The 13,223-nt window shown below is 40.2% G+C and carries 14 protein-coding genes; 8 read left to right on the forward strand and 6 right to left on the reverse strand.

Annotated features, from left to right (window positions below):
* Positions 1-577 (forward strand): HD domain-containing protein (locus DOT_RS25705; protein WP_040413504.1); only part of this gene is annotated, 577 nt, incomplete at its 5' end.
* Positions 578-683: 106 nt separating this feature from the next.
* On the opposite strand, the gene DOT_RS25710 is transcribed toward DOT_RS25705, so the two are convergent.
* Genes DOT_RS25710 through DOT_RS25725 form a run of 4 tightly spaced genes read right to left on the reverse strand, consistent with a single transcriptional unit; the run spans position 684 to position 4,391 of the window.
* Positions 684-1,148, reverse strand: coding sequence for a MarR family transcriptional regulator (locus DOT_RS25710; RefSeq protein ID WP_009624539.1), 465 nt, complete (start codon positions 1,146-1,148; stop codon positions 684-686).
* 10 nt (positions 1,149-1,158) lie between these two features.
* Positions 1,159-2,724 (reverse strand): DHA2 family efflux MFS transporter permease subunit, encoded by a 1,566-nt coding sequence (locus DOT_RS25715; RefSeq protein WP_009624540.1) that lies wholly within the window; start codon positions 2,722-2,724, stop codon positions 1,159-1,161.
* 11 nt (positions 2,725-2,735) lie between these two features.
* The gene (locus DOT_RS25720) at positions 2,736-3,389 is read right to left on the reverse strand and encodes an efflux RND transporter periplasmic adaptor subunit (protein WP_009624541.1); all 654 of its coding nucleotides are present in this window, start codon (positions 3,387-3,389) and stop codon (positions 2,736-2,738) included.
* 27 nt (positions 3,390-3,416) lie between these two features.
* On the reverse strand, positions 3,417-4,391 hold the full coding sequence (locus DOT_RS25725) for an efflux RND transporter periplasmic adaptor subunit (protein WP_009624542.1): 975 nt from the start codon (positions 4,389-4,391) through the stop codon (positions 3,417-3,419).
* Positions 4,392-4,611: 220 nt separating this feature from the next.
* Here DOT_RS25725 and DOT_RS25730 point away from each other — a divergent pair, with 220 nt between their 5' ends.
* On the forward strand, positions 4,612-5,865 hold the full coding sequence (locus DOT_RS25730; protein ID WP_009624543.1) for a DNA polymerase IV: 1,254 nt from the start codon (positions 4,612-4,614) through the stop codon (positions 5,863-5,865).
* A 153-nt stretch (positions 5,866-6,018) separates the two neighbouring features.
* On the opposite strand, the gene DOT_RS25735 is transcribed toward DOT_RS25730, so the two are convergent.
* Entirely contained in the window at positions 6,019-6,924 is a 906-nt protein-coding gene (locus tag DOT_RS25735) for a metallophosphoesterase (protein ID WP_009624544.1), read from the reverse strand.
* A gap of 445 nt (positions 6,925-7,369) precedes the next feature.
* Between DOT_RS25735 and DOT_RS25740 the strand changes: the two genes are divergently transcribed.
* On the forward strand, positions 7,370-7,954 hold the full coding sequence (locus DOT_RS25740; RefSeq protein WP_009624545.1) for an HD domain-containing protein: 585 nt from the start codon (positions 7,370-7,372) through the stop codon (positions 7,952-7,954).
* Positions 7,955-7,999: 45 nt separating this feature from the next.
* On the opposite strand, the gene DOT_RS25745 is transcribed toward DOT_RS25740, so the two are convergent.
* Positions 8,000-8,998 carry a tyrosine-type recombinase/integrase gene (locus DOT_RS25745; protein ID WP_009624546.1) on the reverse strand — a complete coding sequence of 333 codons (999 nt, stop codon included), beginning with the start codon at positions 8,996-8,998 and terminating at the stop codon, positions 8,000-8,002.
* A 395-nt stretch (positions 8,999-9,393) separates the two neighbouring features.
* Between DOT_RS25745 and DOT_RS25750 the strand changes: the two genes are divergently transcribed.
* From DOT_RS25750 to DOT_RS25770, 5 genes are all read left to right on the forward strand, one after another.
* Entirely contained in the window at positions 9,394-9,840 is a 447-nt protein-coding gene (locus DOT_RS25750) for a hypothetical protein (protein ID WP_009624547.1), read from the forward strand.
* Positions 9,841-10,278: 438 nt separating this feature from the next.
* Positions 10,279-11,565, forward strand: coding sequence for a hydroxylamine reductase (gene hcp, locus DOT_RS25755; protein WP_009624548.1), 1,287 nt, complete (start codon positions 10,279-10,281; stop codon positions 11,563-11,565).
* A gap of 298 nt (positions 11,566-11,863) precedes the next feature.
* Entirely contained in the window at positions 11,864-12,229 is a 366-nt protein-coding gene (locus DOT_RS25760; RefSeq protein ID WP_009624549.1) for a TfoX/Sxy family protein, read from the forward strand.
* Between the two features lie 102 nt (positions 12,230-12,331).
* Positions 12,332-12,745 carry a thioredoxin family protein gene (locus DOT_RS25765; RefSeq protein ID WP_009624550.1) on the forward strand — a complete coding sequence of 138 codons (414 nt, stop codon included), beginning with the start codon at positions 12,332-12,334 and terminating at the stop codon, positions 12,743-12,745.
* Positions 12,742-13,158, forward strand: coding sequence for a MauE/DoxX family redox-associated membrane protein (locus tag DOT_RS25770; protein ID WP_009624551.1), 417 nt, complete (start codon positions 12,742-12,744; stop codon positions 13,156-13,158). Before DOT_RS25765 ends, DOT_RS25770 begins: the two co-directional genes overlap by 4 nt.
* Positions 13,159-13,223 lie beyond the last annotated feature (65 nt).

Here is a 13,223-nt window from a genome sequence, read left to right on the forward strand (position 1 = left end):
TGAAAACGATATTATTAGTTCCGTCTGGTATATGGCGGAGAAATATGGTGTTGATAGAAAACATGCTTCTTATGTCGAGAAAATGTCCTTGTCCTTGTTTGATAAAACCTGGAATTATCACCGCCTTGGGGATCAAGAAAAATTGTATCTCCAAGTGGCCGCGATTCTTCATGATTCTGGCAATTATGTTAGTTTGAGTGAGCATGGCAACCATTCCTCAAATATTATTCGAACTCAAAGTATCATGGGATTCTCGGACAAAGAACTGGAGTTAATCGCCAATATCGCCAAATACCATACCACACGGATTCCGACTTACTCTGATCAAAGTTATTATGTCTTAAGCCATCATGAAAAGATTTTAGTGTCAAAATTATCTTCGATCTTAAAAATTGCTGAATCCATGGATATTTCACACATGCAAAAGATTCGTGAGATTGAAGTGCTTGCTTCTGCCGATGCGTTACAACTTAGACTGATTAGTAACAAAGACATTCTCTTAGAAAAGTGGGATATCCTGAATAATATAGAATTTTTCCAAGAGGTAATGGGGATTAGAATTAAATTAAAAGCATAAGTTCAAATGAAGTTTTCACATTAATTAATGATCACAGATTGCTAGGGAATGGGTAGCGACAAAAAACACCAGGCTCATATTAACTGATGACCTGGTGTTTTATATATTATTTAAATCGGCAATGTTCATCTGGTTGGAAGTTTTTCATTACATTGTTGAGCAGCTTAAATCCATAAAGTATTTTTTCAAGATCTTCAGGATCAGTATTCTTAAACAATTCGGCTAAGTAATTTTTGCGAATAGCATCTAACTTTTCCTGTACTGCAGATACTTCTTCCGTAAGCGATATCCTGACGATCCGTCGGTCTTCGCTCACCTTTACCTTTTTCACTGCTCCGTGCAACTCAAGTCTATTCACGATACCGCAAACAGTGCTCTTTGTTAGGTCAACTCGCTCACTGAGTTCGGTCAGAGTTATCTCCGGGTGATGGTACAGTTCGTGCAGTACCATCAACTGAGGTACAGTGAAATTATGGCACGCAACTTGAGACAAGATATAATCATGATAAGTTTTGTGGATACTCTTAAACAGATTGGCTATTTCATCTGCGAAGTCTGTAGGGAAATTCATAGGTCACCACCTACTCCATTATTACATGATGATCCCCAGAAGAGGCTTCGACCACCGGTTTCTGTTTGGGTATTAGCAGCCCCAAGACGACTGTGATCAGAACAATTAAAAAGGTCACAAAAAACGTATCGTCAATGGCTTGCACAAGTGCCTGACGTTGTAAAACACCGTAGATTACTTGAACTGAGACTCCTTGAGCATCTCCAGAATACATACCACCCTGCATAAATAGACCTTTCACCGCATTCATAAGGTATACACTGCCTGAATTAAACCAATTAACCTTTTCGGCCATCCTGTAATAGGTTGTAACCTGCGTATTGGTCATAAAGGTTGTCAGGATGGTAACCCCTAGAGAATTCGCCACTTGTCTAACCACATTGGACAAAGCCGAAGCCCTGGCAATCAAATGCATAGGCACTGCGTTCATACCTGCAGTGGAAGACGGCATCATGGCCAGTCCAATCCCAACTCCCCGCAGCATATAGATAATCATAATTGTATGAGGGTCTGTACTTAGGGTGATAGTGGTCAACTGAAAAGTAGTTATCGCTAAGAGAATTAATCCAGGGAGTACAACAGGCTTAGCCCCAAACTTATCAAAGAGCCTACCGCCAATAGGCATGGTAATGCCGGTGGCAACAGCACTGGGAAACATAAACATACCGGTCTGCAGCGCGGTAAACCCCTGAAGGTTTTGCCAGAAGATAGGCAACAAAAAAACCCCGCCAAACAGCGCAACACCGATGATACTGGAAATAAGGATACTGAGTGTAAAGGGCCAAATTTTCAGCAGACCCAAATCCAGCAGAGGATCGGGGTGTGTAAGCTCATTAACAACGAACAATACCAAGCTGAATGCTCCAACTAGTATTAATAATATGTTAATAAAATCATTCCAGTCAATAGAACTTTCACCAAATACATAAAGTAAACAGCTAAGTCCTACTGCGGAAGAAAACGCGCCAATCCAGTCAAATCCTTTGGTAGGGCGCTTAGGCAGTTCCCTAAGCAGCAGAATAGCTAGAATTACTCCGACTACTCCTACCGGAATGTTAACTGTGAAGATGAGGCGCCAGTCCAAATACTGCACGATAAATCCGCCCGTGGTCGGCCCGATAGCAGGAGCAGCCATGGCCGCAATCCCCCACACCCCCAAGGCCGTTCCTCTTTCTTCGGGGGGGAACATTTGATAAATCATCGACATCCCGACCGGCATAATCATCCCGCCGCCGAGGGCTTGAATGATGCGGGCGACAATCATGAACGAGTTGCTCGGAGCAAGCCCGCATAAGGCTGACCCCACGGTAAATACGGTCAAGGCCCAAATGTAGACTTTTTTACTGCCGAAGCGGTCTCCCAAGTATCCGGTCAAAGGAATTACCATCCCCATAGTTAACATATACCCAGTTAGCACCCATTTGATACTATCTTCGGTTACGCCGAAAACTGCCATCATCTTGGGAATCGCTATGTTGACAATGCTCGTGTCTAGGATAGCCATAAATGTGCCTACTACGACTACCAATAAACCTAACCACTTATACAGTCCATCTTCCTGTTTTTCAGGTTTCATAAGCCACCCCGTTATTTAACGTGAATCTTAATCACGGCATTGGTTCCCGGTAACAACTTTACATCGGTTTTAGCTAAGGTTATCTTCACCGGTATCTTTTGCACTACCTTAGTAAAAGTGCCGCCTGTACTCGTAGGCAGAAGGGAGAAAGTAGCCGATGATGCCTGTCCGATAGAATCTACCGTACCCGAAAAGCGTTTGTCTGGAAACTGATCAACGGAAACATCGACTACTTGGCCAGGTTTCAAGCGTTCCAGCTTGGTCTCTTCAATGTTGGCGTTAATGTACAAATGACTAGAGTCAGCCATCATGGCCAAGGTTTGTCCAGGGCTTACCACGACACCCAAATAGTTTTGCTTTTTGAGGATTATGCCCGTAATCGGCGCCCTGATGATAGCCATCTCCAGGCTGGAGTCAGGTAAACTTCCCAAGTCCTGTCTGCCCAGAATTTGACCTTTTTGCACCATCTGGCCTTCGCTAACATTAAACACCAGCAGTTTTCCGGCGATCTGCGGGGTAACGTTCACCAGATCTCCGGTAACCTGAGCGTCCTCGGTGGAAACATAATTGGTGTTCTCAAACCAATAATACATACCTACTCCCGCTATGGCTAACGCCATTATAATAAGTACTGAGAAAATCAGAACCTTTCGCTTACCATTCATAATCCCTGTCTTCCCCCTCTTAAGCAATTATTTCGTGTTGCCAATACCTATTTCAGCCATCATCCCAGGTTTAATCAGGGACTGGTTATTGTCTAGCTTGACCTTAACCTCTATCTGTTTGCTGTGGAAATCTACTACCGGACTGATCACAGAAATACTACCTGTGAAACTTTTATCCGGCAGTTCGTCGATCATGATGGAGACCTTCTGACCTTCTTTCAACTGACTGAGGTAATCGGTAGGAACTTTGGCGTTGACGAACAAATTGGTCCCTCCGACGATGGAAAGCAACGTGACGTTAGGGGCAGCCATTTCACCGACGTGGATATTGCGCTGGCTGACGGTGCCTGAAACAGGTGCAACAATTGTCCCATTACTCAACTGCACTTGAGCCGACCCTAAAGCGGCCTGGGATTGATTCACCAATGCTTGCAAATTATCAATGGTATTTTGAGATTGTCCTTTATTGAGTAAGGCCAAGTCTGACAGTGCATTCTTGTATGCCGTATCGGTGGTGGCAAACTGACCCTGAGCTGCTTCGAGCTGTTGTTTAGGAATACTGCCGGCTTGAAATAATTGGTCATTCCGCTCCAAGCTAACCTTGGCATTATCGTAATTAACTTTTGCACTATCTACTTTTGCTTGGGCCTGAACAAGTTGCTCCGGAGCCCCTATCAGAGCTTTATCCAAGTTAGCCTGAGCGGCATCAACCGCGGCTTGGGCTTGTTTAACCTGATCGGCAACATCCTGATTATCTAAATAGATTAGGGGTTGTCCTTGGGTTACCTTATCCCCAACGTCCACAGCAAGTTTAGAGACACGTGCCGAGATTTTTGCTGCTACGTTGGCCTGAGCTTCAGATTCAATTCGCCCAGCCATAATGTACATATCCTGGGATTGGTCAGTTGCACTAACTTGTTTACTGTTCTGGTTTACCGGAGTGGTGCCACATCCACTTAGCAGCAGACATAGAGCCACTAAAGTCATGCCAATTTTTCTCATCCCTTAGCCCTCCTAGTGTTATATAAAACTGTTCCTGTACGAACAATATTTTACTTAAAAAAACAGAAAATGTCTAGACAAAAATTTGGAGACAACAGACACAAAAACTCTCCATCACCCTGATAGAGAGCTTTTGTTATAATTTGGCGAATGTATTTTCTTTACTACGAACTTATGTTTTAGTAAAATAGGAACATACATTCTTCAAAGGGGTGAAGCTATGGCTAATCGGATTATCTTCCATATAGACGTAAATTCTGCCTATCTTTCCTGGGAGGCTGTCCACAGAATTCAACACGGAGAAACAGTTGATCTAAGGACCGTCCCTTCTGTGGTGGGAGGTAATCCTGAAACACGCCATGGGATTGTTTTGACGAAATCGATTCCTGCCAAAAAATATAACATACAAACAGGTGAAACTATCTACACTGCCAAAGCAAAGTGTCCTGAGTTGATCATCGTGCCACCTAACTATGGTCTATATATGCAATGCAGCCGTGCTTTTGGTGATATCCTTCGCGAGTATTCACCTCTAGTTGAGCAGTATTCTATCGATGAGTATTTTATGGATTTCACAAATATGGGAAGGGTCTATGCCGAACCCATTGAAACAGCTTACAAAATTAAAGAGCGTATCAAAGAGGAACTTGGGTTTACCGTAAATATCGGGATCTCTACCAATAAAATCTTAGCCAAGATGGCTAGTGAACTTAAAAAGCCAGATAAAATACATACCATTTTCCCGCATGAGATCGCCGCTAAAATGTGGTGTCTCCCCATCGAAGAACTGTTCATGGTTGGGAGAGCGACTGCCCAAAAGTTGCGGAGTAGAACCATTAATACTATTGGGGCTTTAGCTCAAGCAGATCCGAATATGATAAGGCTTTTTTTGAAAAGTCATGGGGGGTTAGTGTGGAACTATGCGAATGGAAACGATACATCGCCCGTAAGAGAAAATCGAAGAATTATGATCAAAGGAATCGGCAATTCAACGACAATTTCATTTGATGTAGAGGATCAGACAACTGCTCATCTGGTTTTACTTTCTCTAACTGAAACGGTAGCAGCAAGACTTCGTCAAGCAGAATACTGCGCTCGTTTAGTTTCGGTTTCCTTAAAGACTAACGAATTCCATTCATGTTCTCACCAACGCAAGATTAACTCTGCTCTAGATTGCACAAATGCTATTCATGAGATAGCTTGCGGACTTTTTGATGAATTGTGGCAAGGGGAGCCCGTTCGGCATCTTGGAGTTCGTGTTTCAGAGTTATGTAGAAATGATTTTACGCAGCTTTCTCTTTTCGAGAAGGATTTCGAGAAACAGAGAGCTATTGATCGCACGATCGATTCAATTCGAGAGCGATTTGGACCGGATGCAGTTTTTCGCTCATCTTTCTTGAATAGCGGAGTGCGTTTTAGGTCCGGAGGGACAGTCGATGATGAAGAATATCCGATGATGTCGAGTATCCTTTAGTGAAGCTCTGCAACCGAATATTACAAGATTATCTACATGGATGATCATGTAATGGATTATCTGCAATGGGTCGCCTAAGGCTGACAGTGCATTGATTTTCTTAGCTGGAAGGAACAACTATTACGTTTACTCGATGCACGAAACGGGCCATGATCAAGGGGAAGTAGTGCTAGATAGGTAATCCTTAAGTTTTCTTGGTCCTGCCAGTACTTCTCTGGCGATGTACAAGGTACCATCATCTTTTGTTTTAACAGTCCATTTGACCAGTGTAATATCACCATCCGCAATTTCAATTCCCGTTATACTACGAGGATGGACACTACTTCCATCATTAAAATATGGGGGATTACCTACTTCTGGGAACATGGGTTTATGAGTATGACCTGCGATCAGCATGTGTTTTTCTTGGGCTACCCACTCTGTAAGTTTTTTTTCGACCGCATCTTTTTTATCATAATTTTTGGCCGTACTTGTTGGGTCATTGACGCCAAATAACTCAAGTGGTCTCCAAAAATACCTCACTAAAAATCTTGAGAACCTCCACAATTCGTAATCCATGAAACTGACTTGATGCCCGTGAATTAAAAGGATTTTTTGATTTGTCTCTCTATGCTTTAAAACCAACCCTTCGTGAAGCTTAATATTTTCGAATAACGGGATGTACTTTTTCTCTCGTTCATCAAAGTACTGGTAGAGATTTTTTTTTACATATTTATCATTTCTTTTGAGCATATCGTGGTTCCCAAAAATAAAATAAAGCCTACCTTCATTATAATATTTCGAAAGAAGCTCAAATGCATTGTTGTGCACGCCTATGATGTCGGAAAATCTTTTATTCTTCCATAGTTCATCGCCATCACCAATCTCTATATAAATATAATTTTCATTATAGTAATGCTTTAAAGCAGCAAAATATAAATTTTGGTTCTTAGAAAAATCGTCTGCCCAACCTCCATCCCCCCTATGGACATCACTCATCAAAATAATCCGAGTGGAGTCGTCAATAGGAATTTCTTCTGCTGATTCAAAGACTTTAGAAATACGTTTTAACTTATTCATCTATAACCCTCCACGAAACAGATAAATTTCGCCTAAACAATGCATCTAAGATGTTTTTATAATCAGCTATGATAAAACTTTTACGAGCAAGAAATCTAAGATAGTCTTATTTATTAATATATTAGATTTTTTAAAAATAGTGCTTAATGTATCCAATTTACGTCCAACATCGCTGGCGTGAATTCCTTCCACCGCCTTGCTGGGGGAAGTGGCTAGTGATGACATGCTGTACCAGCAGCCTCGGTCTGACCAGGATTCGTCGTCGGTCAATAAGAGCATCCAGCTTTGAGTAGAGCGACATCATCTGTAGTAAGTGCGTAGACAACTTAATATTTCTCAGTGTACAATTGATAAAAATCACAAGCGTTGATGTTATGATGCGGCTCAGGATAGCAATGAAATATTCATACTGAGGAAAAAATTGCTGGATATAAAGGGGCTAATTATGATGAATCTAATTATGATGAATCTAATATTAAAACCTTGCCAGACCAAAGGCTTTGCCCATGGAATTTCTACTTCTCGGGATTTATTTGATGCACGGGGGATATTATTACTTGCCAAAGGAGAAATTGTGACCTCACGTGTACTCGAGTTATTAAACTCCCATCAGGTTTACATATTACAATACGAATTGGATAAAGCGATTCCCCCTAAATGCTTTTCCCAGGAACGGTATCAAAATATTTTAGAATCAATGCAAGTCATTTACCATGGCACCAATTTGGTAACTGAAGAAAAACTAATGGCTACTCTTGAGATTGTTGATGGTATAATTGACGAACTAATAAAAAATCCATGCACTTATTTTAATTTGAATCAATTTCGTAATTTTGATAATGATACTTATGTTCATTCTGTTAATGTCGGGTTGTTAGCTACCCTGATAGCAATGGAAATGGGGTACCGGAATAACCAACTAAAAGAACTGACTTTAGGAGCGCTTTTACACGATTTAGGTAAAACGACGATCCCCTTAGAAATTCTTAATAAGCCAGCTGGGTTAACTCTCCAAGAATTGAGCTTTTAAAACAGCATCCAGTACGCGGAAATGAGGTAATCCTATTCGAACTCCCTACTTAAACTTTATTAATGCAGCCGAACGTTTAAGTTGTTCATCTAAAACCTTAGCATAAATCCTTGTTGTTCTGGGATCGGCATGCCCTAATGCGTCTTGTACAATTGCAAGGTTATCCGTTTCACGTAGTAATAGGGTGGCAAACGTTGACCGCATTTTGTGAGCGCTAAAACCGTCAGTATTATGGCCTAATGTTTTAAGAATCTCCATATATCTGGTAATAAGATTTTGGACAGCTCTTGGGCTTATACGTTTTCCTTGTATAGAGAGAAATAATGCCTCTGGTTTACCTGGCGCATAACGTGGTCGTTCATTACCAATATAATCGTTCAAAGCCTCGGCAATTTCGGAATTAAAGTATACAACTGTTTCTTTATCACCTTTGCGATTCACCTCAAAGCAACCTTTATTAAGATTTGTTGTTGTGAGATTGAGATTACAAAGTTCAGATAAACGCAATCCCGTTCCAATAAACGTAAGAAATATTGCGTAATTCCGTTTTTCTGTATAAGCTTGATATTTGAGCTGTTCCTTAGATAAACCAGTGCCGTTTTTTAAAATGTCAGTAAGATCAGCAATTTGATTTGGCTCAAGAGCTTTAGGAAGCTTCTGATTGACTTTTATGGGATCCAGTTTGATAGTAATATCTTTCGAAATCATATCCTCACGTAATAAATATCGATAAAGGGACTTTATGACTGCTTGTTTGCGAGCAAGGGCACGCACTCCATTGTTCCGTTCAGTTCTGGCCCAGCTTAAATAGGCTTCTATATCGCGATGCCCAACATTCTCCATATAATACAATGAATTTATGCCTTCAGGAGAAGAGGGAAAGGTAGTCAGGGAATTACATAGGAACTGAAAAAACAAATTAAGTTCATTGGCATAAGCATATTGAGTATTTCTGGACTTATTGATAACTGCAAGATGATTGATAAAATCTTGTGCAAAATAGGGAAGAGTTATAGGATTTGAACCACAATTATTATTTTTCATAAAACCTCCACCCAATATAACCCATAATAAGATTTAGGACATCGTCATTATATATTATTATTGTTCCCTTTATCAACTATCCCAAAGAGAGCTGTTTTCGTGCATAGTTGAACATTACTACATTGCTACTATTGAATTTCGTTACCAAAGCACTTGTAAATAAGATGCATCGCATAGATCTACATGCATTAAGGCTAATTGAGTGTAACCGTAATCTCTAGCTATCAAAGGTTAATAAAGTTAATACGAAGGGACGTAACGAAATCATAGTTTTTGTTACGTCCTTCATTCATGACAAATTCACAACTTTTTCATCAGAAGATCAGATCGCAAGGTTATACTAAGGACATAGAGAAGCAAAGCTTCAAATGATTAAATTAGGGGGAATATCCACAATGAAAAAATTAAGTAATAAAATCACCGCCATCGTAGGAACCGCAACGTTAGCAGTTGGGCTTATGGCTTTACCTGCCCTAGCTGGAACGACTCAGCAACAAGGCAGCGGATGGGTGGGGCAAATGAAAGGCTTCATGCAGCAAACTTTTACCTCAAGTCAACATCAAACCTTAATGAATTCGACGGCTATGCAAAATCTCCATAATTCAGTAGAAATGCAGAATGCCATGCAAACAGGGGATTTTAAGGCGATGCAAGATCTCATGAATTCAGACCCAAATGTTAAGGCTCTAATGGGGAAAGAAAACCTTGATAAAATGAACCAATTTATGAGTCAATCAGAGGGAAATATGATGACTAACGGAAGTAGCGCTCCTAGTTCTAGAAGTGCAGTTATGAATGGCAGTGGGACAACAAATGCCGGAAGCAATATGATGAATTTCTGAAGAGTATAAATCATAGTCAAGTAAACACCGAAATGCTAGGACAAAAGCTTATGGCTTAATGGCTTAATGGGTTAAAGCAGTCAATCAAAATAGTCTAAAAAAGTGCTGAGAACAATTCTCAGCACTTTTTAGTCGTATTCGGTTTATATCGATCCGAAGAATCAAGGATGCAATTAAGGCATAGTTTGTCAAACGCGAAATCTTAGAGGAAAACGTTAGATCCAGAAAAAATGAGGTGGAAATTAGATGCGTGTGAATTTTATCACACTTAAATGACTGATCGATCACAGCTCAACCTTTGTTATTAAAGTATCATTAAGCCATCGAACAGCAATACAGAAACAAAGGAGAGTTGAAATAATGCTATTTAAAGGACTATTATCAAGTTTTGGAGATAAACAAGAAGGCAAAAAAGGAAATGACCAAGAGACTTTCACTATGTTTTGTAATCAATGTGAACAAACCCCTAGTGGTGGATGTACTAAATTTGGAGTTTGCGGCAAAAACCCGGATATATCCAGTTTGCAAGATACCATCATCTATGGTTTGAAAGGTGTGGCAGCTTACGCAACACATGCACGGCAACTAGGCTATAGTGACCCTGAAGTAGATGCAATAACTCAGGAGGCCTTGTATTCAACCTTGACTAACGTCAATTTTAATCTAGCAGAAACAATAGGAATGGCTCTTAAGGTCGGAACTGCTACTGTCAAGATTATGGATGTCCTAGATCAAGCCCATACAGCTTTATTAGGGACACCAACCCCCGTAACTGTTACTGAAGACAAAATCGAAGGACACTGTATCTTAGTCACTGGTCATAACCTGTTTGCTCTGGAACAACTTTTGAAACAGAGTGAAGGGAAAGGCGTAAATATTTACACGCATTCTGAAATGTTACCTGCGCATGGTTATCCTCACTTGAAAAAATACGCTCACTTAAAAGGTAATGTCGGTAAGTCTTGGTTTGATCAGCGTAAACTTTTCGAAGAATTTCCCGGGGCAATTCTTGGAACTACCAACTGTGTTATGCCCATCAAAGGGAGTTACAGCGATCGGTTCTGGTCTTACGACGTTACTGGTTTAGAAGGAGTAGTTAAAATCATCGATGATGATTTCAGTCCAATTATTAATAAAGCCCTATCCTTACCATTAGCTAATGTGAAATCTTCTAAAACCTTGACAACCGGATTCCACCATACCACCGTTTTAGGCATCGCTCCTCAGATCATTGAGGCCGTAAAAGCTGGAAAAATAAAACGTTTCTTTGTTATCGCTGGTTGTGACGCACCAGGAAAAGGTGGAGACTACTACCGGGAATTGGCCCTTTCAGTGCCTCAAGATTGCGTAATACTGACGACTTCCTGCGGTAAGTTCCGTTTTAATGACCATGATTTTGGGACGATTGATGGAATCCCTCGCTATATCGATTTAGGACAATGTAACAATTCTGGTTCTGCAGTTAAAATTGCTTTAGCTTTGGCAGATGCCTTTGGTTGTGGGGTGAATGATCTCCCTCTAAGTATCGTCCTCTCATGGTTTGAACAAAAGGCAATTGCCATTCTCTTGGGGCTCTTTAGCTTAGGTGTCAAAAACATCTATGTTGGACCTAAGTCTCCTGAATTCGTAACACCTGGTGTTTTAAGTGTCCTACAAGAAAATTTCAATCTAAAGCTTACCGGAGATGCAAAGACTGACCTCAAAAATATGCTGGCAGGTGAATAGGGGCTTAGCTGCATAGTTCTCTAGCAAACAACTAATGTGATAACATGAAGGGGCAGGTCGTTTTTAATACGGCCTGGCTTACTTTTTTAAGCTGATTTTTGTTGTCTTGGAGGAGATAAAGGTCAGGTATCGAATTGTTTGAAATGGAATTATTCGGTGGATGCTTGTGGGCTAAGACCTCGCTGAGATTGTTTCCAATTGAGTGAAGGGTATCGTAATGGGTTGCTGAAATATTGTAATGAGCTATATAATGAAGTTATTAAAACAGGATGGGGAAACAATGAAACGAGGATATTAAATGACAGTTAGCGAAAGTTACAAAGAATATGTAGTAGACCAACTTGGAAAGTTGGGTTTTATTACGATTAAAAAGATGTTTGGCGGTGCTGGTCTTTACTATGACGGTTTGATTTTCGGAATACTAGCGAATGACGTCCTATATTTTAAGGTGGATGACTCCAATAGGTCAGACTATGAAAGGGTTGGAATGGAACCATTCCAACCCTTTGCGGACAAACCTATGGTAATGCCCTATTACGAAGTTCCTGTTGATATTTTGGAAAACAGAGAATTATTAGCAGATTGGGCTATGAAATCTCTATTTGTATCGAGAAATAAAAACAGTAAACCTAAAAAGCAGAAGCTTGCGAAAGGTGGTTTATAGCTTAGGTAAAAGACATTCAGAACGGTTGCCGGATCTTTCGAAGATGGGAAAAGTGTAATGACGCGAAGCGTAAATGATTATTAAACGGGAATGTGGTAAGAAATGAAAAAATTATTTCTCATAATCTTTATTGTGGGGATTTGTTTATCCATTGGCATTTATTTATGGCAGTCACGCACGTTCAAAACAGCCCAGATACCAGATGTTCCACCAAATCAGTTACAACAAATGATAGCTAATGGTGAAAGTTTCTATGTCTATTTCTATTCGCCAACCTGTGAGGAGTGTATTAAGTCTGAACCCAAGTTGATACAAGCAGTGAAAGAACTTACGATCAAGAATATTGTGAAGGTCGATGTACAAAAATTTGAGTATTTACGCAAAGACCTCCAAATACAAGGAACTCCAACTCTTTATGTATATGGCAACCATAATATAATAAAGGGCATTACCGGAGGACTTAAAACAGTTGAGGAGTACAAGGATTTTTTTAGAGAAACAGGTGGGACGAGTTGATTTTTAAGTTATTATTAGCAGGTATATACCTATTTGCTGGAGGATCAAAGGTTTTCAATCTGTATCTTTTTAAAGCCACCATTTTGGCATATTACTCCTTTTTGCCGGATTCACTGGCCTTAATGATCGCCATAGTGTTTCCTTGGTTGGAAATATTGGCTGGATTATCTCTAGTTTTGAATTGGAAAACGAAGCATTCTAGTGGGTTTTTGTTTTTGCTGTCCTTGTTTTTCTTTATTCAGATAATCTTAAATTATAGCAATATCCTGCCTTATGGATGTGGATGTTTTGGATTTGGTGGACCGGAAAAAATTAGTTTATACCACGTATTTAGGGATTTTTCCATTATGTTTTTAGCTGGATTTGTCTGCTTAAGAGATTGGAGGAAATCAAGCCAAAAATTCCTATCTTAGCATTGAAAACAAGTTAGAATATAGATTGACATTTATCTAAACGTTGTCGCATAATATAATAACTT

This window comes from Desulfosporosinus sp. OT (genome assembly GCF_000224515.1).
Classification (GTDB): domain Bacteria; phylum Bacillota; class Desulfitobacteriia; order Desulfitobacteriales; family Desulfitobacteriaceae; genus Desulfosporosinus.

Coding starts and splice junctions, on each gene's coding strand:
- DOT_RS25710 (WP_009624539.1), bottom strand. CDS start 1,148: ATGAATTTCCCTACAGACTTCGCAGATGAAATAGCCAATCTGTTTAAG.
- DOT_RS25745 (WP_009624546.1), bottom strand. CDS start 8,998: ATGAAAAATAATAATTGTGGTTCAAATCCTATAACTCTTCCCTATTTT.
- DOT_RS25725 (WP_009624542.1), bottom strand. CDS start 4,391: ATGAGAAAAATTGGCATGACTTTAGTGGCTCTATGTCTGCTGCTAAGT.
- DOT_RS25740 (WP_009624545.1), top strand. CDS start 7,370: ATGATGAATCTAATTATGATGAATCTAATATTAAAACCTTGCCAGACC.
- hcp (WP_009624548.1), top strand. CDS start 10,279: ATGTTTTGTAATCAATGTGAACAAACCCCTAGTGGTGGATGTACTAAA.
- DOT_RS25730 (WP_009624543.1), top strand. CDS start 4,612: ATGGCTAATCGGATTATCTTCCATATAGACGTAAATTCTGCCTATCTT.
- DOT_RS25720 (WP_009624541.1), bottom strand. CDS start 3,389: ATGAATGGTAAGCGAAAGGTTCTGATTTTCTCAGTACTTATTATAATG.
- DOT_RS25735 (WP_009624544.1), bottom strand. CDS start 6,924: ATGAATAAGTTAAAACGTATTTCTAAAGTCTTTGAATCAGCAGAAGAA.
- DOT_RS25760 (WP_009624549.1), top strand. CDS start 11,864: ATGACAGTTAGCGAAAGTTACAAAGAATATGTAGTAGACCAACTTGGA.
- DOT_RS25715 (WP_009624540.1), bottom strand. CDS start 2,724: ATGAAACCTGAAAAACAGGAAGATGGACTGTATAAGTGGTTAGGTTTA.
- DOT_RS25750 (WP_009624547.1), top strand. CDS start 9,394: ATGAAAAAATTAAGTAATAAAATCACCGCCATCGTAGGAACCGCAACG.
- DOT_RS25765 (WP_009624550.1), top strand. CDS start 12,332: ATGAAAAAATTATTTCTCATAATCTTTATTGTGGGGATTTGTTTATCC.